Source organism: Halomonas ventosae, assembly GCF_004361885.1.
GTDB lineage: Bacteria > Pseudomonadota > Gammaproteobacteria > Pseudomonadales > Halomonadaceae > Halomonas > Halomonas ventosae_C.
Window position 1 is genome coordinate 122,615 of the sequence record NZ_SNWH01000006.1, and the last position, 21,344, is coordinate 143,958.

The window sequence follows — 21,344 nt, forward strand, 5'->3', positions numbered from 1 at the left end:
ACGCGAGGCGGTAGGGGCATTCAGCCCCTGTCGTTTCAAGAGGGATGCCAAGCGGCCGCCTAACGGTGGCCGCTTGTTTTTCGGCGTCTTTCCCGTCTCCCTCTCCCATCCTCCTCTCACGTCATCAGCAGGGTGTCCGCATGGCCGGCCAGATTCCCCAGCGCTTCATCGATGACCTCCTCGCTCGCGTGGACGTGGTGGAGGTGGTTGGCGAGCGGGTGACGCTGAAGAAGGCCGGACGTAACCACTCGGGCCTGTGTCCCTTCCATCAGGAGAAATCGCCCTCGTTCACCGTCAGTGCCGACAAGCAGTTCTATCACTGCTTCGGTTGCGGCGCCCACGGTAATGCCCTGCGCTTCCTGATGGAGTACGACAAGTTGCGCTTTCCTGAGGCCGTGGAGCAGCTTGCCGCGCGACTGGGCATGGAGGTGCCCCGCGAGGGCGCCGACGACCCACGTGCTCAGGCCCATGAGCGCAAGCGCAAGGAGGGGGTCAACCTGCTCGAACTTGCGGGGAGCTACTATCGCGAGCGGTTGAAGATGCCCGAAGGTGAGGGCGCGCGGCGCTACCTGGCCGCGCGCGGGCTGTCGCCCGAGGTACAGCAGGCCTTCGCCATCGGCTATGCCCCGGCCGGCTGGGAGGCGCTCAAGGGCCACCTCGCGGAGCGCGGCATCAGTGAGGCGGTGCAGATTGAGTATGGCCTGCTGGTGCATCGTGAGGAGAGCGGACGGACCTATGACCGCTTCCGCGACCGGGTGATGTTCCCGATCCGCGATATCCGCGGGCGGACCATTGCCTTCGGCGGGCGGGTGCTGGGCGATGCCAAGCCCAAATACCTCAATTCACCCGAGACGCCGGTATTCCACAAGGGGCGCGAGCTCTACGGCCTCTTTGAGGCCCGGCAGGCCAACTCGCGACTCGAGCGGCTAGTGATCGTCGAGGGCTACATGGACGTGGTGGCGCTGGCCCAGTTCGGCATCCGCAACGCCGTGGCGACCCTTGGCACCTCCACCAGCGAGGAGCATCTGGGACGGCTGTTCCGGATGGTCGGCGAGGTGGTGTTCTGCTTCGACGGCGACCAGGCCGGTCGCCAAGCGGCCGCCCGGGCACTACAGGCGGTGCTGCCGCAGATGATCGACGGTCGCCAGGCACGTTTCATGTTCCTGCCCGAGGGGGAAGACCCCGACAGCCTGGTGCGCCGAGAGGGGTCGGGGGCCTTCGCGGATCGCATCACTTGCGCCAGCCCCCTGTCGGAATTCCTGTTCGATCACGCCGCCGAGGGCCGCGACCTGGCAACGATCGAGTCGCGTGAACGCTTTGCCAGTCAGGTGCTCTCGGCGATTGGCAAGCTACCGGAAGGGGTGCTCAAATCGCTGCTGCTGACGGAGCTCTCACGGCGCACCGGCGTCGCTCAGTCGCGCTTCGAAGCGTTGGTCGCGCCAGGCGATGTTCCCGAGGCTGAGCCTGCCCGCGCTGCGCGGTCTGAGCGTGACACCGTACCGCGCACCAGGCCGTCGCGAGGCGGCGGCTCGTCGGGTGGGGCGTTAAGCCTGATGGGGCGGGTGCTGCAGTTGCTGGTTCACGAGCCGCGGCTGGTGTCGCGTTTGCCCGAAGGGGGTGACTGGTATCCCATGCAGGACCCGGAGGCTCAGCTGTGCCACGAGGTGGAGCGACTGTTGCGAGCCGGGCGCTACCGCAGCGCCCAGGTGCTGCTGGCGCACTTCCACGGCACGCCGGAGGGCGAGCGGTTGACCGAGCTGGCGCGACGCGAGCTGCTCATCCCCTCGGAAGCGCGGGCCGCCGAGCTGGACGGGTTGGTCGAACACTTCCGGCGCTACCGTCTCAAACCGTCGCACCAGGAGGAAGTCGACGCCTTGCTGTCAAAGCAGCAGCGGGGCGAGCGACTCTCGCAGGAGGAGCGCCAGCACCTCATGGAGCTGCTCACCGAGCTCAAGGGGTGAGCCAGGCTCAAGCGCCCGCCTGGCGATGGGGAAGAAACTGGCGGCGGGGTTGATTTCTCTCCTACGATCACCACATAGAGCATTTAGATAGGTGCCTGCATACAGGGTAACCTGACAACCTAACACACCTGAATGACCGCGCAAATACATCGAGCTGGCAGAAATGGGGTTTCACCCGCTATACTGTTCGACTTATTGAGTTTTTTACCGCCTCAGTGCTTCAGGTGCTTCATTCTTCTTCGTCGAGATAGGATTTCTATGGCTGGAAATGCGCAGCAGCAGTCACGTCTGAAGGAGTTGATCGCGCGCGGCAAGGAACAGGGCTTCCTGACCTATGCCGAGGTCAACGACCACCTTCCAGAGGATATCGCCGATCCGGATCAGGTGGAAGATATCATCGGCATGATCAACGACATGGGCATCAGTGTCGTCGAGGAAGCCCCCGATGAAGACACCCTGATGATGTCGGATCATTCCACCGACGAGTCGGCCGCCGAAGAGGCCGTCGCCGCGCTTGCCGCCGTGGAGAGCGACGTCGGTCGCACTACCGATCCCGTGCGCATGTACATGCGCGAGATGGGCACGGTGGAGCTGCTGACTCGTGAGGGCGAGATCGAGATCGCCAAGCGCATCGAGGAGGGCACCCGTGAGGTGATGTCGGCGCTGGCTTACCTGCCCGGTGCCGTGGACTCCATCCTCGACGCCTATGATGCCACCCAGGACGAGGAGGCACCTGGACGCCTCTCGGATCTCTTTTCGGGCTTTATCGATCCCGACGAAGGGATTCCCGGCGTGGCCGAGGCGGAGGTGCCCGAGGAGGAGCACGATGGCGAGTCCGAGGGCGATGCCGACGAGGAGGCTGAAGCCGAGGAGGAGACGACCGGCGGTCCTGATCCCGAGGAAGCCCGGGCTCGCTTCGAGCAGATCCGTGAGCAGAATGCAGCCGCACAGGCCGCCATCGAGGCCCATGGGCGCGCTTCCAGGGAGGCTCAGGAGGAGCTGGCGCGTCTTGCCCAGCTGTTCTCGCCGATCAAGCTGGTGCCCAAGCACTTCGAGCGTTTGGTAGGGCAGGTGCGTATCAGCGTCGAGCAGATACGCACCCAGGAAAAGGCCATCATGCAGCTGTGCGTGAAGAAGGCAAAGATACCGCGCAAGACTTTCATCAAGGCCTTCCCGGGCAGCGAGTCGAATCCCCAGTGGCTCGACGAGTTCATTGCCAACCATCCTAAGTACGCGGCACGTCTGACGCCGCTGCGCGGCGACATCCAGCGTGCCCAGCGCAAGATCGCCTTCGAGGAGGAGATGCTCCAGCTGCCGGTGACCGAGATCAAGGAGATCAACCGCCGGCTATCCATTGGCGAGGCCAAGGCGCGGCGTGCCAAGAAGGAGATGGTTGAAGCCAACCTGCGGCTGGTGATTTCCATCGCCAAGAAGTACACCAACCGTGGCCTGCAGTTCCTGGACTTGATCCAGGAAGGCAATATCGGCTTGATGAAGGCGGTGGACAAGTTCGAGTATCGGCGTGGTTACAAGTTTTCCACTTACGCCACCTGGTGGATTCGTCAGGCGATCACCCGCTCGATCGCCGATCAGGCGCGGACCATTCGGATTCCGGTACACATGATTGAGACCATCAATAAGCTCAATCGCGTCTCCCGCCAGATGCTCCAGGAGATGGGGCGCGAGCCGACCCCGGAAGAGCTCGGCGAGCGTCTCGAGATGCCCGAGGACAAGGTGCGCAAGGTACTCAAGATCGCCAAGGAGCCGATCTCCATGGAGACGCCTATTGGCGACGATGACGATTCGCACCTCGGTGATTTCATTGAGGACGGCACCCTCCTGCTGCCCATCGATTCGGCGACCAGCGAGGGACTGATCGAGGCCACCCGCAACGTGCTCGGTGGCCTCACCGCCCGTGAGGCCAAGGTGCTGCGCATGCGCTTCGGTATCGACATGAACACCGACCATACCCTCGAGGAGGTCGGCAAGCAGTTCGATGTCACCCGTGAACGGATCCGCCAGATCGAGGCCAAGGCGCTGCGCAAGCTGCGCCACCCCAGCCGCTCCGAGCCGCTGCGCTCCTTCCTCGACGAGTAAGCATCACCGGGCATTTATTGCACCTTTGCTGAACGACAAGCCCCGCAGGCAGCGCCTGCGGGGCTTGTCGCCTTTTGGAGCATGGCGCGTGTGGCTTTACGTCGACAGTGCGCCGACGGCGCGGCGCGCCTCCTCGACGATCCAGTCGTGCACGGCGGCCACTCGTCGATCGTCCCGGGCACCCGAAGCATGCACGATGCCGTAGTGCATACCGGTGGGCACCCGCTGCGCGAAGGGAGCGATCAACATACCGCTCTCCAGCTCGCCGCGGATCAGCGTCTGGCGGGCGATGGCGACCCCCATGCCGGCGATGGCTGCCTCCATGGTCAGGTGGTGGCGGTTGAAGGTATAGCCCCGGTGCAGGTTGAGGGGTGGCGCCTCGATGGCCTCGAGGTAGCGCTCCCATTCGGCATGCTCGTGGCTACCTCGCCAGGCGGTGACATCGTGCAGCAGCGGGTACCAGGCCAGGTCGGCGGGATGGCGAAGGGGAGGGCGGCTGCGCAGCAGGGTCGGGGCGCATACCGGGAAGATGTGCTCCTCCATCAGCGGGGTGATGGAGAGTCCCGGGACGTGGCCGTCGTTGAGGTCGAGGGCCAGGTCGAAGTCACCGTCACTCAGCGAGAGGCTGCTGTCCTCGGCACAGCACATGCAGCTCGATATCGGGAAAGCGCGCCTGCAGTCGCGGCAGGCGAGGCATTAGCCACTTGTGCAGAAAGGAAGGCACCGAGCGCAGCCGGATCACCCCGCTCATCACCCCGCTGCGCAGCCGCCGCACCTCCAGGCCCACGGCCTGGTAGGCCTCGTCCACCACCGCCGCCAGGCGGCGGCCCTCCTCTGTCAGCTCTAGTTGCCGGGGCAGGCGACGGAACAGCTTGAAGCCGAGCCGCTCCTCGAGCTGCTTGATCTGCTGGCTGACTGCCCCGGTGGTGACATGCAGCTCCTCCGCCGCCCGGGTGAAGGAGAGGTGGCGAGCGCTGATCGCGAAGACCTTCAGCCAGGCGTGAGTCTGGGCGTGCAGGAGTCGGCTCATGGTTTAGATTAACTATATCGTGGGCGAGATATTCTGGCTTGCCGCCCTGGTAATCCCGCACCAGCATAGAGCAATACCAGGTCATGGCCAGCAGCGTTCAGCCATACTGAACGCAGCGCCGCCAGACCCTTCTCGTTCACTTTACCCGCCACGCGAGGCTTCTCCCATGGCAATCAGCGTCTTCGACCTGTTCAAGATCGGCATCGGGCCCTCGAGCTCCCACACCGTAGGGCCTATGGCCGCGGCTTACGAGTTCGTCCAGGTGCTCAAACGTCGCGAGCTGCTAGATCGCGTGACGCGCCTCGAGATTCACCTGCATGGCTCGCTATCCGCCACAGGCAAGGGCCATGGCAGCGACCGCGCAGTGGTGATGGGGCTGATGGGCGAGCATCCTTCGCGCATTGACCCGTCCATGGTCGCGCCGCGCATCGAGGCACTACTCGCCACGCAGGTCCTGTCGCTGGGAGGTCATCAGGCGATCCCCTTCCACTGGAGCCGGGATCTGCAGTGGCATGACGAGAGCCTGCCCTACCATCCCAACGCCCTAACGCTTGTCGCCCACGGGCAGAAGGAGGTGCTCTATCGCAACGTCTATTACTCGGTGGGGGGCGGCTTCGTGGTCGACGAGATCCAGGCACGCTCCGGCGAGTTGGACAGCGACACCACGGCGCTGCCCTACGATTTCCACTCTGCTGCCGAGTTGATGGCGTTGTGTCGCATGTATGGCCTGCGTATCAGCGAGCTGATGTTGGAAAACGAGAAGGCCTGGCGCGGCGAGGCCGAGGTGCGCGCCGGCCTCTGGGAGATCTGGCAGGCCATGCAGGCTTGTGTACAGCGCGGACTGGCCGCCGAAGGCGTGCTGCCCGGTGGGCTGGAGGTCCGGCGCCGGGCCGCCTTGCTGCATCGACGCCTGCTGACCGTGGATGCCAGCGAGAGCGTGATCGCCTCGACCTTTTCGGCCATGGACTGGGTCAACGTCTTCGCCCTGGCCGTCAACGAGGAAAATGCCGCCGGCGGACGCATGGTCACCGCCCCCACGAATGGGGCTGCCGGGATCATCCCCGCGGTGCTGCACTATTATATGAAGTTCCAGCCGGATGCCTGCGAGCGCGAGGTGGTGGATTTCCTGCTTACCGCTGGAGCGGTGGGGATCCTGTGCAAGAAGAATGCCTCCATCTCCGGCGCGGAGGTGGGCTGCCAGGGCGAGGTTGGTTCAGCCTGCGCCATGGCCGCCGCCGGCCTCGCCGAGGTGATGGGCGGCAGCGTGGGCCAGGTCGAGAATGCCGCCGAGATCGGCCTGGAGCATAATCTGGGGCTGACCTGCGACCCGATCGGCGGGCTTGTCCAGGTGCCTTGCATCGAGCGCAACGCCATCGCCTCGGTCAAGGCCATCAATGCCGCACGCATGGCCCTGCGCGGTGACGGCGAGCACTTCGTCTCCCTGGACCACGTGATCCGCACCATGCGCGACACCGGCGCCGACATGCAGGAGAAGTACAAGGAGACCTCCCGCGGCGGGCTGGCCGTCAACGCCATCGAGTGTTGAGTGCCGCCAGGCCCTGCTTGACCTTGACCTCAGTCGAAAGAAAGGAAGTTCTGCACATCTGGCGCACCGTTCACTCGCCCTTCGGCCAGATCCTCAAGGTGATCCGCGATATCGCCCCGTGGGCGATCTTTTCGTGGGGTAGTGAGACACGCACCGCAATTCATTGTGCTCGCGGGAGGTTAACCTCAGAGGCTGAATTGCTTAAACTGTCGTCAGGCTCATCGCATACTCTAAGGAGAACGACACCATGAAGTCACGCGCCGCCGTCGCCATGGAATCTGGCAAGCCCCTGGAACTGGTCGAGATCGACGTCGAGGGCCCCAAGGCTGGCGAGGTGCTGGTGAAGCTCGCCGCCACCAGCGTCTGCCACACCGATGCCTATACCCTTTCCGGTGCCGACCCGGAGGGCAATTTTCCGGCGGTGCTGGGCCACGAGGGCGCCGGCGTCGTCCAAGAAGTGGGCGAGGGCGTCACCAGCGTCAAGCCCGGCGACCACGTCATCCCGCTCTATACTGCCGAATGCGGCAAATGCAAGTTCTGCCTCTCGGGCAAGACCAACCTGTGCAGCGCGGTGCGCGCCACCCAGGGCAAGGGCGTGATGCCGGATGGCACCTCGCGCTTCTCATTGGACGGCAAGATGCTGCATCACTACATGGGTACCTCCACTTTCAGCGAGTACACCGTGCTGCCCGAGGTGTCGCTTGCCGTGGTCTCCAAGGCGGCGCCGATGGACAAGATCTGCCTGCTGGGCTGCGGCGTGACCACCGGCATCGGCGCGGTGATGAATACCGCCAAGGTGGAGCCGGGCAGTACCGTCGCTGTCTTCGGCCTGGGCGCCATCGGTCTGGCGGTGATCCAGGGCGCGGTGATGGCCAAGGCCAGTCGCATCATCGCCATCGACGTCAACCCCGAGAAGTTCACCCTCGCCGAGCAGTTCGGTGCCACCGACTTCGTCAACCCCAAGGACTACAGCGACCCCATCCAGCAGGTGATCATCGACCTGACCGATGGCGGCGTCGATTACTCCTTCGAGTGCATCGGAAACGTCAACGTGATGCGCTCGGCGCTGGAGTGCTGCCACAAGGGTTGGGGCGAGTCGGTGATCATCGGCGTGGCCGGTGCCGGCGAGGAGATCAGCACGCGGCCGTTCCAGCTGGTCACCGGCCGGGTCTGGAAAGGCTCCGCCTTCGGCGGGGTGAAGGGGCGCACCGAGCTGCCGGGCTATGTGGAGCGTTACATGAACGGCGAGATCAACATCGACGACTTCATCACCCACGACATGCCGTTCGACAAGATCAACGAGGCCTTCGACTTGTTGCACCGTGGCGAGAGCATCCGCACCGTCCTTCACTATTGAGCCTCGAGGAATCCCATCATGACCATGAGTGAACACCTCGAACTGGTCTCCGCCAACAAGAGCTTCGGTGGCTGGCACAAGCGCTATCGTCACCTTTCTCGCGCGCTGGACTGCGAGATGACCTTCGCCATCTATCTGCCGCCCCAGGCCGAGGAAGGCCGCGTCCCCTTGCTGTGGTGGCTGTCCGGCCTGACCTGCACCGACGAGAACTTCATGCAGAAGGCCGGCGCCCACCGCGTCGCCGCCGAGCTCGGTATCGCCATCGTCTGCCCGGACACCAGCCCGCGGGGCACCGACCTGCCGGGCGAGGACGACAGCTACGACTTCGGCAGCGGGGCCGGCTTCTATGTCAATGCGATCCGCGAGCCCTGGAAGAAGCACTACCGCATGTACGATTACGTGGCCGAGGAGTTGCCTTCGGTGGTGCGCCAGCACTTCCCGGTCAACGGCCGCGAGTCGATCAGCGGCCACTCCATGGGGGGGCATGGCGCGCTGGTCATGGCCTTGCGCCGACCGGGCCACTACCGTTCGGTATCGGCCTTCGCACCGGTCGTCAACCCCAGCGAATGTCCCTGGGGGCAGAAGGCCTTCTCCGGCTACCTGGGCGAGGACCGCGGCCTCTGGACTCAGTACGATACCTGCGAGCTGGTGGCCCGCGGGGCCTCGAGCCAGCCGCTGTTCATCGACCAGGGGGAGGACGACGACTTCCTCGAGGAGCAGCTCTGTCCCGAGCGGCTCGAGGCGGTCTGCGCCGAGCACGACCATCCACTGACCCTGCGGCGCCAGCCGGGCTACGACCACAGCTATTTCTTCATCGCCACCTTCATCGAGGATCATCTGCGCTATCATGCCGAGCGACTGAACAAGCGCTGAACGGACACGCTATCTCGCGCCAGACCGACTGCCTCCCTGCCGGGAGGCAGTGTCGTGATACTGGCAGGCATTCACGCAGCGATAAGGAAGCCCATGGCCGAGCGAGACGCGCAATGACGGGATGGCGACGGCGAACCTGGCGGATAGTCTGGCGCAGCCTGCTGGGATTCGTGGTGGGCTCGCTGGTGCTGGTGCTGCTGTTTCGTGTGGTGCCGGTGTTCGGCTCCATGGTGATGGTGGAGCGCAAGGTCCAGTCCTGGATCGCCGGCGAGACGCTCGACATCCGCCACCAGTGGCAGCCCTGGCCGCGGCTTTCTGACCGCGCCAAGCTGGCGGTGATCGCCGCCGAGGATCAGCGCTTCCCGCGACATCATGGCTTCGACCTCGCCGAGATGCGCCGCGCCTGGGAGGCCAGTCGCAACGGCGGGCGCCTGCGCGGGGCCAGCACCATCAGCCAGCAGACCGCCAAGAACCTCTTCCTGTGGAGCGGGCGCAGCTGGCTGCGCAAGGGACTCGAGGCCTGGTTCACGCTGTTGATCGAGGCGCTGTGGCCCAAGCAGCGCATTCTCGAGGTCTACCTCAATATCGTCGAGTGGGACAGCGGGGTGTTCGGCCTCGAGGCCGCCTCACGCCACTATTTCGGTGTTTCCGCGGCGCAGCTCACGGAGGTCCAGGCCAGCCGCCTGGCGGCGATCCTGCCCGACCCCCGCGGACGTGATGCCGCGCGCCCGGGCCCGCTGGTGGAGCGTCGCAGCGCCTGGGTCCGCCAGCAGATGCACAACCTCGGCGGCACCGCCTATCTCGAACGCCTCTGAGGGCCGCTTCTCACCACCAGCACCACGCCCGCGATGGCGATCGCCATGCCGGCGAGCGATACGGGCGGCAGGCGCTCGTCGAACAGCCACCACGCCTCCAGCGCGGTAACCGGCGGCACCAGGTAGAAGAGGCTGGCCACCCGGGAGGCCTCCCCGCGTTTGATCAGCGCCATCAGCAACAGGATGGCGGAGATCGAGAGCACCAGCACCAGCCAGGCGAGGGTCAGCAGGAAGGTGGGCGCCCATTCGATCTGTCGGGTCTCGAACAGCAGGGCACCCAGGCCCAGCAGGATGCCTGCGCCCAGATACTGCACCACGGTGCCGGAGAGCAGCGGCATGCCGGTGCAGAAGCGCTTCTGGTAGAGGGTGCCCAGCGAGATGCCGACCAAGGCCACCAGGATGCTGGCCAATGCGCCGAGGCCGAAGCCCTGGAACAGCGTCTCGCCCGGGTCCAGCTTGCCACCCAGCACCATGGCGATGCCGGCGAGTCCCATGACCAGCCCCAGCCACTGCAGGCGTGACAGCCGTTCGTCCAGCAGCGGGCCGGCGAGCGCGGCGGTCAGCAGTGGCTGCAGCCCCACCAGCAGGGCGGCCAGGCCCGCGGGCATGCCTTGATAGATGCTATAGAAGACTCCGCCCAGATAGGCACCGTGGACCAGCAGGCCGGATACCGCGATATGCCCCCACAAACGAGGACCCTGTGGCCAGCGACCGTGCAGCAGCATGACCAGCGGGATCAGCAGGGCCAGGGTCAGCACGAAGCGTACGAACAGGAAGGTGAAGGGCTCGGCATGGGGCAGGCCGAACTTGGCGCCGATGAAGCCGGTGCTCCACAGCGCCACGAAGAGGATGGGCATGGCGACTCGCCAGGCTTGGCGGTGACGTTCCGATGTCATGACGACGGCTTCCAAGTGTCAGTGGGTGTGGGCATCATCGCGGTCAGTGTCACGGGATGCCACTCTCGCGGCTCGTGCTTTGGTCGTAGAGTCGGCTCCGGCGGAAAATTGGTCAGACCATTATTTTATTCGTTTATACAAGGTCTTGTCTCTCAATTATCGTAGGCCAGTGCCATAGTTGACGAAGGCTTGCGTTGAAAGTCGCTATTGGCCGGAAGAGCCATTTTCGCTAGGTTTCGTCATGGAAGACGTTTCCAGATTTTTCTCCAGAAACATGGAAATCTTCCCTGAGGCCCACACGGACAGCGGGTCGGGCGTGCCGGCCGGTTACCTTTCATGCGTTGGCCATGCGTTGGCACGCGAGATGGCATAGGGAAGACACGACGAAGATCCCGTTGTACCTGCTCATGAGGGCGGGTTCGCTACCCAACCAGGAGACCATGCCATGCAAGACGACAAGCAGCCGTCAAGCATTTCTTCCGTCGACAACGACAACACCAACGTCCTGAAGGAGTTCCAGACTCCGAGCCGGCGCAACTTCCTGAAAGCCGCCGCCGTCGGTTCGGCGGCAGCCGTGGCGGCGCCCTGGATCGGTAACGCCCAGGCCCAGGACGGCATCCGCATCCGCATGCAGTCCTCCTGGCAGCCGGGCACCACGGGCTACAAGATCTTCGAGGAGTGGGCTGCCGGCGTCGCCGAGTCAACGGGGGGTGAGGTGCGCATCGAGCCGTTCCCGTCAGGTGCCGTGGCCGGGGCCTTCGAGGTTGCCGATGCGGTACGCAACGGCGTGCTCGATGGCCAGAACTGGTTCACCGTCTACTGGCCCGGCAAGATGCCGGCTGGGGTGTTCCTCACCGCCTATCCGATGGGGTTGTCGATGCCGCATCAGTGGGACATGATGTTCGGCGCCTATGGCGGGTTCGGCATCGCCAAGGATCTCTACCGCAAGCAGGGCCAGGAATTGCTGGGCTATGTCCACCATGACATGAACCTGATCCACTCCAAGAAGCCGCTGCGCAGCTTCGATGACTTCAATGGCATCAAGCTGCGCATGCCGGGCGGTATCGTCGCCGAGACCTTCGCCTCCATCGGCGCCCAGACCACCCTGCTGCCAGGCTCCGAGGTCTATCCGGCGCTGGAGAAGGGAACCATCGACGCGGCCGACTACACCGGTGCAGCGGTCAACTACGAGCTGGGCTTCTGGCAGGTGGCCGATTACATCATCCTGGGGCCGCCCTCCACACCTTGCCTGCACCAGGCCGTCGACCTGATGGACATCGCCGTGAACCGTCGTGTCTTCGAGCGCATGTCACCGCAGACCCAGGATCTCATGCACGACCTGGTGGCGGCCTATTCTCGCGAGCATTATGCGGCGATCCAGAAGGCCAACGCCGAAGCCTGGCCGAAGTATCGCGAGAAGGGCGTGGAGATCATTCACCTCTCTGAAGACGACGCCAGTCGTTTCCGCGATGCCGCCATCCCGCTGTGGTTCAAGTGGGCCAACAAGGATCCGGATGCCTCGCGGCTGTTCAAGGCGCACTTGGATACCATGATGGATCCGGCCGTGGCACTGGTCACCGACGAGGACATCAAGGACTTCAAGCTCAACGTCTGATCTACCTGCTCTACTAAGCCGGGTGTTGTGGGCCAAGGGCCGCAACACCCGGTTTGGGTAAGGAAACCACTACTGATCCCGCATCCCCTCGACTCGATGATCCGTAACCATCGCCAGCAGGTGATGGTATCGCGGAGGAGTGTCCATGAATCTTGATATCAATTTTGTCCTGCCGCACTGGCTCTACTGGTCGGTGCTGCTTGTGTTGCCGCTGGTGGTGATGTTCTTTGTCGACCGCAGTTTCCGTCGTGGCGGCACTATCGACGGCGGTGATACCGCCGAGGTGCCTGCCGGCGAGGAGGTCGCGGTCGCTTATCAGCCGCCCGGTAACCTCTTCACGGTCATCGTCGACCGCCTATCAGGGTTTTCCGGCCGCTATGTAGCCTACTGGGCGCTGATTGCCCCCTTCGCCTTCGCCTACGAAGTGCTGGTGCGCTATGCCTTCAACTCGCCGACCAACTGGGTTCATGAGTCGATGACCCTGATGTTCGGCATGCAGTATTTGGTGGCCGGGGCCTATGCCCTGCGCGAGGGGGGGCATGTGCGCGTGGATATCCTCTACTCGCGTGCCCGGCCGCTCAACAAAGCGGCGCTGGATCTGGTCACCTCGATCTTCTTCTTCATCTTCACTATCGCCTTGCTGGTGACCGGCTGGAAGTTCTTCTCCCAGTCGGTGAGCGATGCGTACTTCTTTGGCTCCAGTTACGCCAATGAGACCTCCTTCACCGAGTGGGCCATCGAGTTCTATCCGGTGAAGTTCATGCTCTTCTTCGGCGCGCTGCTGCTGCTGCTGCAGGGCTTCGGCCAGCTGGTGCGTGATGTCCAGGCGTATCGTTACCACTGGCGACTGCACGACGGTACCCGGACCTTTGCCCGGGTGCTGCTGATCATCGCTGGGTTGCTGGCGGCCTGGACGCTGTTCGAAATGATCAATGTCGCGGTGACCGATTACGACAGCCTGGCGGGCAGCCTCGAGAACAGCCTCAGTTCCGTGGGTATCGGTGCCCTGACCCTGGTGATGTTCGGCTCGCTGATGGTGGTGCTGGTGGCGGGCCTGCCGCTGGCCTTCGTCACCGGCGGCCTGGGGGTGGTCTTTCTCTACCTGGTCGGCGATCAGGCGATGCTCAACCTGATGCCCTCGCGCATCTTTCCGATGATGACCAACTACCAGCTCTCGGCCATCCCGCTGTTCATCTTCATGGCCTCGGTGCTGGAGAAGGCGGGAATCATCGAGGAGCTGTTCGACGTCGTCTACAAGTGGATGGGCGGCCTCAAGGCGGGGCTGGCCATCGCCACTGTCATCGCCTCCACGCTGCTGGCCGCCATGGTCGGTGTTATCGGGGCGGCGGTGGTGACCATGGGTCTGATCGCCCTGCCGGCGATGCTCAAGCGCCACTATGACCCGGAGATCGCCATCGGCTCGATCATGGCCGGCGGCACCCTGGGTATCCTGATCCCGCCTTCGATACTCGCCATCATCTACGGCGTCATCGCCCAGCAGTCGGTGGGTGAGCTCTACCTTGGCTCGCTGATTCCCGGCCTGCTACTGGCCTTCATGTACGGCTTTTATTGCTGGATGCGTGGCACCCTGAACACCAAGATGGCGCCGCCGATGCCGGTCGAGGATCGGGTCGACATGAAGGAGAAGCTGCGCCTGCTGCGCAACATGCTGGCGCCCATCGTGCTGGTGATCCTGGTGCTGGGCATCATCTTCACCGGCATCGCCACCCCGGTGGAGGCCGCTGGCATCGGCACCTTCGGCGCCCTGGTGGTGGCCGCGATGCACAAGCGCCTCACCTGGCCCAACCTGCATGCTGCTTGCATGACCACCCTGGTCGCCTCGGCGATGGTGATGTGGATCATTTTCGGCGCGAGCATCTTCGTTGGCTTCTATATCCTGCAGGGCGGCCAGACCTTCGTCCAGGAGCTGATCTCCGGCGCGGGCCTTGGCTCCTATGCGGTGTTGGCGTTGATGATGGTACTGCTGGTGGCGCTGGGCATGTTCCTCGACTGGGTGGGGATCCTGCTGCTGGCGGTGCCGATCTTCGTGCCGCTAATCAAGGGACTCTCCTTCGACGGTGTGTTCGGCCTGCCCGGGGTCGACCCGACTGATGTCTCGCTATGGTTCGGTGTCATCTACCTGGTCAACATGCAGATGTCCTTCCTCAGTCCGCCGTTCGGCTATGCGCTCTTCTACATCAAGGGGGTCTGTCCGCCGCATATCACCATGGCGCAGATTTTCCGCTCCTCCTTCCCCTTCCTGGGCATCCAAGCACTGGGGCTGCTGCTGGTGATACTTTTCCCGGCGCTGGTGACCTGGCTACCCAACCTCGCCTATGGTTGACACCCGGCGCATTAACCGTTGAGGTAAGAAAGGCGCTCCCCGCGGGGAGCGCCTTTCTTACAACCCGTTACAACACACCGTGAACTCGCCGTGATGCGGGGCGTCACAAGACAACCCATTCATGACGCAACACCCTGGAGGTATTCAATGCAACGAATGACCGCGCTGTTTTCGGCTGCGTTTCTCGCTCTCGGCCTCGCCGCCACCCAGGCACAGGCCCAGCAGAACTCTGCCACCGATACGAAACAGTCGCAGGCCACTGCGCCGACTCAGGACTTCTCCGACCAGCAGTTGCAGCAGTTCGCTGATGCTGCCCAGGAGATTGCCGTGATCTCCCAGGAGTACACCCAGCAGCTGCAAGCGGCCGAAGGCAAGCAGGCACAGCAGCAAGTCCGCATGGAAGCCAACGACAAGATGGTCAAGGCTGTCGAGAACAGCGGTCTCGAGGTGGATACCTTTAACGCCATCGGTCAGGCCATCCAGCAGGATCCGGAATTGATGCAGCGCGTTCAGGAGATGGCCAAGTCCAGCACCGCCAGCGGCGATCAGAACTCTTAACCCGCGCTTTTGCGCCTGCCGCCACATTGTCGGCTACCCAGAGGCCACCCCGTGGACGCCACGGTGTGGCCTTGTTGGTTGCATGGTCGGCATGAATGCCCTCCAGCCGGTTGCCCAAGGCGTGCCCACGCGCCGCTTTACAGTGCCGACCGGCCCTTCCAGACTGGTCTTCACCACCGCGCGGAGTCATGGACATGGATGTGGAACTGCTAGAGATCCGTCAGCACCTGGGGCGCTTCCCACCTTTCGAAGGGCTCTCCGACGAACTGCTCGACGAGGTAGCCGGCAGCGTGGAGGTGGCCTACTTCAAGGCTGGAACCGATATTCTGGTGCTCGATCAGGAAGTCCACGACCTGTGCTACATTCGCAGCGGCGCGGTGGAGGTCTACCGTCGCGGGGGCGAGCTCTACAATCGACTGGTCGAGGGCGACATCTTCGGCCACTTCAGCCTGCTGCGGAATCACCGTGCTCGCTTTCCTGCCCGGGCCATGGAAGACAGCCTGATCTACTTCATTCCCGAGTCCACCTTCAAGCGGCTCTGCGAGGCCGACGACCACTTCGCCGACTTTGTCGAGCTTGAGCGGCCGCGGCTCGAGTCCGCGGTGGAGCAGCACAAGAAACATAACGACATGATGATCACCCGGGTGCGCAAGCTACTGACCCGATACCCGATGATGGTCGAGGCGAGCACTTCGATTCAGGAGGCTGCCCGCCAGATTACGGATTCCGGTGCCTCGGCGGTCCTAGTGCTCGACGCCCCCGGCGACAATCCTCGCTACACCTTTCGCGATAGTCAGGATCGCTACTGGCAGGTGCAGGGCATCCTGACTGACAGCGATTTTCGTCGCGTGGTAGCCGAGGGACGGGCGCCGGATACACCGGTGGGAGAGGTCATCGGGCTGCGCCTGATCGCCATTCAGTCCGAGGAATCGGTGCATGAGGCGATGCTCTGCATGCTGCGCCACAATATCCATCACTTGCCGGTGATGCATCGCCGCCATCCCGTGGGTATCGTGCATCTCTCCGATATCATCCGCTACGAGACCGGCAGTAGCCTCTATCTGGTGAGTAACATCTTCCACCAGTCGAGTGTCGAGGGCCTGGCTCGCTTGGCGCCGGACGTGCATGCCGCTTTTACGCGCATGGTCGAGGAGGGCGCCGATTCGCGCATGATAGGCAGCGCGCTCTCCACCATCGGGCGCAGCTTCACGCGTCGGCTGCTGGAGCTGGCCGAGGATGAGCTGGGCCCACCGCCGGTGGCCTACTGCTTCATGGCCTTGGGCTCGATGGCCCGCAACGAGCAGTCCATCGTTACCGACCAGGACAATGCCCTGGTGCTTGCCGACGATTTCGATCCAGCACGTCACGATGACTACTTCCTGACGTTGGCGCAGCGCGTCAGCGATGGCCTGGATGCCTGCGGTTACCCCTATTGCAAGGGCGACATCATGGCCACCAACACCCGCTGGCGCCAGCCGCTGGCGGTCTGGAAGCAGTATTTCCGCGACTGGATCGACCACCCTTCACCGGAGCGTTTACTGCATAGCTCGATCTTCTTCGATCTGGACGCCGTGTATGGCGAGAACCCCTTCATCGAGCAGCTCCAGGATCTGGTGGCCAGCCGGGCACCAAAGGCCCCGCTGTTCCTGGCTGCTATGGGACGCAACGTCCTCAACCGTACGCCGCCACTGGGCTTCTTCCGCACCTTCGTCATGGAGAAGGACGGCAAGCACAACAACTCCATCAATCTCAAACGCCGCGGCACCGCGCCCTTGACGGACCTGATCCGCGTGCATGCCCTGGCCTGTGGATCGCGGGCCCAGAACAGCTTTGCGCGGCTCGACGACATTGACCGCACCCAACTGCTAGCGCCAGGCGTGAGCCAGAAGCTTCGCTATGCCCTCGAGTTCCTATCGATGTCACGAATCCGCCATCATGCGTTCGATATCCAGCACGAGCGAACACCGGACAACAACATCGAGCCGGAGAGCGTCAGCGACAGCGAGCGTCACAACCTCAAGGAGGCGTTCCAGGTGCTGAGCAATGCCCAGAAGTTCCTCAAGTTCCGCTATCCCATGCCGTCGCGAACGAGGTCGCGCTAAGGTGGCCCTGATGCGCCTGAGTCCGCGCGCCTCTGTGCCGACCCCGGGCTGGCCGGAATACCTGGCCGGTCGCGCCGACACAGCTAGGGACGCGCGCCTGGCGCGCTTTTTCGCCACCGGCCTGCCCGATCCCGAAACACCTATCGGCGAGGCACCGATGGCGGCTCTGGACATGGAGACCACCGGCCTGGACGAGCGGCGTCATGCCATCGTTAGCATCGGTGTGGTGCCCTTTACCCTGAAGCGCATCGCCTTGTCACGACGCCGTTACTGGGTCGTGCGACCACCGCGACCGCTCAACGAGACCTCGGTGACCTTCCACCACATCACCCACAGTGATATTGCCCAAGCCCCGGATCTTGAGGAGATTCTCGACGAGTTGCTCGAGGCCCTGGCAGGACGCCTGGTGGTAGTCCACTATCGCCACATCGAGCGGCCCTTCCTGGATGCGGCGGTGAAGGCGCGGATTGGCGAGAGTCTGCTATTTCCGGTCATCGATACCATGTCGTTGGAGGCGCGCATTCAACGTCAGTCTCTGCTGGCCCGCTTTAAGCGCTGGATCGGCAGGCCGCCGGCGTCCATCCGCCTCTACGATAGTCGTGCACGTTACGGCCTGCCGGTATATGCGGGGCACCATGCGCTGATCGATGCGCTGGCCACTGCCGAGCTGCTGCAGGCCCAGGTGGCTTGCCACTACAGCACCACGACGCCAGTGAGGGCACTCTGGAGCTGATCCCTCCGGCAAGACACGAAAATGATAAAGGCGACCCGCGGGTCGCCTTTATCGTGTTGTTGCCGAATGCCACTGTGGCATGTCGAACTTACTTGGCTTTCGGCTCGCTCATCAGCCCCTTGACGATGGCATAGCAACCCACCAGCAATACCAGGGTGAAGGGCAGACCGGTGGTCAGGGCTGCCGTCTGCAGGGCGCCGAGACCGCCGCCGAGCAGCAACGCGATGGCGATGGCACCCTCGATCAGCGCCTAGAAGATACGCTGTGGTTTGGGCGCATCGACCTTGCCGCCAGCTGTGATGGAGTCGATTACCAGCGAGCCGGAGTCCGACGAGGTGACGAAGAACACGATCACCAGCACGATACCGACGAAGGAGGTGATGGCGGTGAGCGGCAAGTGCTCGAGCATGGTGAACAGCTGCAGCTCGAGGGCCGCGTCTTGCACTTCGGTAATGCCCTGATTGACCACCTGATCGATGGCAGTGGTGCCGAAGGCGGTCATCCATACCACCGAAGCCAGCGAAGGCACCAGTAGCACGGCGATCAGGAACTCGCGCACCGTGCGCCCGCGGCTGACCCGGGCGATGAACATGCCGACGAAGGGCGACCAAGCGATCCACCAGGCCCAGTAGAAGGCCGTCCAGCCTTGGCTGAAATTGGCATCCTCACGGTCGAAGGGCATGGAGAGCGCTGGCAGATTCTTCACGTAACCTACCAGGTTCTCGAACACCCCGGTGGCGATCAGCAGTGTCGGGCCCACGGCAATGACGAACACCAGCAGCAGCAGGGCGAGTCCCATGTTGAGCTGGGAGAGGCGTTGTACCCCTTTGTCCACGCCGAGCAGGATCGATCCCAGCGCTACCGCGGTGATGCCCATGATCAGCAGTACCAGGGTGACGTTGTTGTCGGGGATGCCGAACAGGTAGTTGAGGCCCGCGGAGGCTTGGGTGGCGCCGAGGCCAAGCGAGGTTGCCAGGCCGAACAGGGTGGCAAAGACCGCCAGGATATCGATCAGATGGCCGGGCCAACCCCAGATACGCTCACCCAGAATCGGGTAGAAGATCGAGCGCATGGTCAGCGGCAAACCCTTGTTGAAGGCGAAGATCGCCAGCGACAGGCCGACGATGGCATAGGCGCCCCACGGGTGCAGCCCCCAGTGGAAGATGGTGGCTGCCATGCTCAACGAGATGGCGGCCTGGGTGTTGCCTTCGGCACCGCCCAGTGGTGCCCAGTCGGTGCGCACGCCGTTCTCCATGGTGACGCCATTCAGGGCAGTACCGAAATGCGTCAGGGGCTCCGATACCCCGTAGAACATCAAACCGATGCCCATGCCCGCGGCAAACAGCATGGCAAACCAGCCCAAATAGCTGAAGCTGGGTTTGGCATTGGCGCCGCCGATACGCACCTTGCCCATCGGTGTGAAGATCAACACGATCGCCAGGATCACGAAGACGTTGGCGCTGAGCAGGAAGACCCAGCTCAGGTTGTCGGTGAGAAAGCTGAACATGCTGCTGAAGATCGGCTCCACCTGCTCCTGGAGGGCCAAGGTGATGATCACGAAGAACAGAATCAGCAGCGAGGAGATGATGAAGACCTTGCCGTGCAGGTCCACATTGATCCCCAAGGGTGAAGCAGTGATGTTGTCCTGGCCGATCACGTAATCGGTATCGATCAGGTTGGCTGCGCCCTCCGGCGCCGGTATCCCTTCGGAACCTGTGTTATCCGGCGCCTGAGGCTTGTCGTCATTGGGGTGGTTGGCCACAAGACGTCTCCCTTGCAGTTTGCGATAGTCGATCTCTGGACGTGGTTACTGGCCGGCTCCCGGGCGCACCAGGAACACCGAGGCCTGGGTATGCGTTGCCACCTTGCCGCCATGCGATGGCATGATCGCATCCACATGCTTGGGGGGATGGGTCGGCATGACCACCAGGTCGGCCCCCACCTCGTCGATGGCCTTGATGAGGGTGTCGTCGAGATCGGCGATGGGATCCGGGCTGACGATGGTCTTGCTGCTGACTGGCTGGCCATGGATGTCGCCGCGTTTCTTGGCGAAGGCCTCGAGTTTCTGCGCAAACTCCTCCGGCGTGCGTGCCACGCTCCCTGGGGTGCTGGCGGTCACGCCGACATAGCACACCTCTGCCTGGTAGTGCTTCGCCAGGTCCGCTGCCGCCTGTAGCGAGGGTTCGATCAATTCGAGGTGTGCCAGGTCCACTGGCACCATGATCTTTTTGAACATGCCTGTTATCTCCTTGCTGGCCACGAAGGTCCGGTAAGTCTGTTCAGTGTGGCCGTTGCGCGCCACCTTGCCAGGCGGCGATTCAACGCGCCACCCTGCAGCTCGAGGCCATGGTACCCATCCTCGCCGTGGATTGCAGTGTACCTGCTCAGTGTCGGGCGACTCCTGTGTTGGCCGACCGTATTGGCCACATCAGCGTTTGTCACCAACGACAAGGGGAGGTCCCCTGCGGTGCCTCCCCTTGCGCATGATGCGGTCAGCCTCGCCGCATTGACGAAGCCTGGTCTTGCTCAGGATTCGGGCAGCCATTCCTGGACCAGGTCCTGGTTCTCTTCGACCCATTGCTTGGCGTTCTCGTAGGGGTCGGCGTCATTCGACTGGTTCATCAGCATGACTTCGCCCATCTGTTCCGGCGTCCAATGGAAGGCATCCAGGATGGCGTAGGCCTCCGGCATGTCTTCCTCGAGACCCTCGCGGACGATGGTGTGAATTTGCTCTGCGCCACCGTAGACGTTCTTCGGGTCCTTGAGGTACTTGAGGTCCCAGCGGGCGAACATCCAGTGTGGTGTCCAGCCGGTAACCACGACGTCTTCTTGGTTCTTGATGGCGCTGGACAGGGCCGCCGTCATGGTGGCGCCGCTGCCACTCTGGAGTTTCATCTCATCGAGATCGTAGGCGTCGATGACGTTCTCGGTGAGGCTCATGATCCCGGCACCCGGGTCGATACCGATGATCGTGCCATCGAAGGCGTCGGCGTTCTCGTCGATCTCGGCGATCGAGTCGATGTCAGTGTAGGCGGGAACGACCAGACCCAGCTTGGTGCCATTCAGGTTGGGACCCAGGTCGACGACCTGGTCGCCCACGCGCTCCATATAATCGGCATGGGTGGTAGGCAGCCAGGCGGCGACGATGGCGTCGGCATCGCCGGTGGCCACGGCTTGCCACATGGCGGCGGCGGAGAGAGAGGTCATGTCGACCTCGTAACCGGCTTGCTCGAGCACTGCGCGCACCACGTTGGTGGAGGCGACCTCGGAGGACCATTCAACGTAGGCCAGATGCACACTGCCCTTGTCCTGGGCCTGGGCGGCGCCAGCGGTGAGCGCAGTGCCGGCGGCCATGGCCAGTCCGGCGAGACGGATGCGGCGGTTCAGTGGATGCTTTTTCATCGTGTTCCCCTTCTT

The 21,344-nt window shown here is 63.4% G+C and carries 16 protein-coding genes and 1 pseudogene; 11 read left to right on the forward strand and 6 right to left on the reverse strand.

Annotated elements, in window-relative coordinates; all coding sequences use genetic code 11:
- Positions 1 to 140 precede the first annotated feature (140 nt).
- On the forward strand, positions 141 to 1,961 hold the full coding sequence (gene dnaG, locus DFO68_RS06900) for a DNA primase (RefSeq protein ID WP_133482930.1): 1,821 nt from the start codon (positions 141 to 143) through the stop codon (positions 1,959 to 1,961).
- 258 nt (positions 1,962 to 2,219) lie between these two features.
- The gene (gene rpoD / locus DFO68_RS06905; protein WP_133482931.1) at positions 2,220 to 4,058 is read left to right on the forward strand and encodes an RNA polymerase sigma factor RpoD; all 1,839 of its coding nucleotides are present in this window, start codon (positions 2,220 to 2,222) and stop codon (positions 4,056 to 4,058) included.
- 96 nt (positions 4,059 to 4,154) lie between these two features.
- Here the strand turns inward: rpoD and DFO68_RS15785 are convergent, their stop codons facing one another.
- Entirely contained in the window at positions 4,155 to 4,706 is a 552-nt protein-coding gene (locus DFO68_RS15785) for a LysR substrate-binding domain-containing protein (protein WP_243726453.1), read from the reverse strand.
- Positions 4,669 to 5,088 (reverse strand): LysR family transcriptional regulator, encoded by a 420-nt coding sequence (locus DFO68_RS15790; RefSeq protein WP_243726454.1) that lies wholly within the window; start codon positions 5,086 to 5,088, stop codon positions 4,669 to 4,671. Before DFO68_RS15790 ends, DFO68_RS15785 begins: the two co-directional genes overlap by 38 nt.
- A 166-nt stretch (positions 5,089 to 5,254) precedes the next feature.
- Here DFO68_RS15790 and DFO68_RS06915 point away from each other — a divergent pair, with 166 nt between their 5' ends.
- From DFO68_RS06915 to mtgA, 4 genes are all read left to right on the forward strand, one after another.
- A complete protein-coding gene (locus DFO68_RS06915; RefSeq protein ID WP_133482932.1) occupies positions 5,255 to 6,634 on the forward strand; it encodes an L-serine ammonia-lyase in 1,380 nt (459 codons plus the stop codon).
- 247 nt (positions 6,635 to 6,881) lie between these two features.
- Entirely contained in the window at positions 6,882 to 7,991 is a 1,110-nt protein-coding gene (locus DFO68_RS06920; RefSeq protein ID WP_133482933.1) for an S-(hydroxymethyl)glutathione dehydrogenase/class III alcohol dehydrogenase, read from the forward strand.
- An 18-nt stretch (positions 7,992 to 8,009) separates the two neighbouring features.
- Positions 8,010 to 8,864 carry an S-formylglutathione hydrolase gene (gene fghA / locus DFO68_RS06925; protein WP_133482934.1) on the forward strand — a complete coding sequence of 285 codons (855 nt, stop codon included), beginning with the start codon at positions 8,010 to 8,012 and terminating at the stop codon, positions 8,862 to 8,864.
- Positions 8,865 to 8,977: 113 nt separating this feature from the next.
- Complete coding sequence (mtgA, locus tag DFO68_RS06930; protein ID WP_133482935.1) at positions 8,978 to 9,679, forward strand: monofunctional biosynthetic peptidoglycan transglycosylase; 702 nt, start codon at positions 8,978 to 8,980, stop codon at positions 9,677 to 9,679.
- On the opposite strand, the gene DFO68_RS06935 is transcribed toward mtgA, so the two are convergent.
- Entirely contained in the window at positions 9,661 to 10,575 is a 915-nt protein-coding gene (locus DFO68_RS06935) for a DMT family transporter (protein ID WP_133482936.1), read from the reverse strand. The genes mtgA and DFO68_RS06935 overlap by 19 nt on opposite strands.
- Positions 10,576 to 11,020: 445 nt before the next feature.
- On the opposite strand from DFO68_RS06935, the gene dctP reads away from it, so the two are divergent.
- From dctP to DFO68_RS06960, 5 genes are all read left to right on the forward strand, one after another.
- Entirely contained in the window at positions 11,021 to 12,190 is a 1,170-nt protein-coding gene (gene dctP / locus DFO68_RS06940; protein WP_133482937.1) for a TRAP transporter substrate-binding protein DctP, read from the forward strand.
- A 145-nt stretch (positions 12,191 to 12,335) separates the two neighbouring features.
- Complete coding sequence (locus DFO68_RS06945; RefSeq protein ID WP_133482938.1) at positions 12,336 to 14,534, forward strand: TRAP transporter large permease subunit; 2,199 nt, start codon at positions 12,336 to 12,338, stop codon at positions 14,532 to 14,534.
- A gap of 147 nt (positions 14,535 to 14,681) precedes the next feature.
- Positions 14,682 to 15,092: a DUF4168 domain-containing protein gene (locus DFO68_RS06950; RefSeq protein WP_133482939.1), complete on the forward strand. Its 411-nt coding sequence runs from the start codon at positions 14,682 to 14,684 to the stop codon at positions 15,090 to 15,092.
- Between the two features lie 194 nt (positions 15,093 to 15,286).
- Positions 15,287 to 17,194 carry a DUF294 nucleotidyltransferase-like domain-containing protein gene (locus tag DFO68_RS06955; protein ID WP_133482940.1) on the forward strand — a complete coding sequence of 636 codons (1,908 nt, stop codon included), beginning with the start codon at positions 15,287 to 15,289 and terminating at the stop codon, positions 17,192 to 17,194.
- 10 nt (positions 17,195 to 17,204) lie between these two features.
- Positions 17,205 to 17,927: a 3'-5' exonuclease gene (locus DFO68_RS06960; RefSeq protein ID WP_133482941.1), complete on the forward strand. Its 723-nt coding sequence runs from the start codon at positions 17,205 to 17,207 to the stop codon at positions 17,925 to 17,927.
- Between the two features lie 88 nt (positions 17,928 to 18,015).
- Here DFO68_RS06960 and DFO68_RS06965 read toward each other — a convergent pair.
- From DFO68_RS06965 to DFO68_RS06975, 3 genes and pseudogenes are all read right to left on the reverse strand, one after another.
- Positions 18,016 to 19,689, reverse strand: a pseudogene (locus DFO68_RS06965) (BCCT family transporter).
- Between the two features lie 45 nt (positions 19,690 to 19,734).
- Positions 19,735 to 20,163 carry a universal stress protein gene (locus DFO68_RS06970; RefSeq protein WP_133482942.1) on the reverse strand — a complete coding sequence of 143 codons (429 nt, stop codon included), beginning with the start codon at positions 20,161 to 20,163 and terminating at the stop codon, positions 19,735 to 19,737.
- A 290-nt stretch (positions 20,164 to 20,453) separates the two neighbouring features.
- Positions 20,454 to 21,329 carry a glycine betaine ABC transporter substrate-binding protein gene (locus tag DFO68_RS06975; protein WP_133482943.1) on the reverse strand — a complete coding sequence of 292 codons (876 nt, stop codon included), beginning with the start codon at positions 21,327 to 21,329 and terminating at the stop codon, positions 20,454 to 20,456.
- Between the last annotated feature and the right edge of the window lie 15 nt (positions 21,330 to 21,344).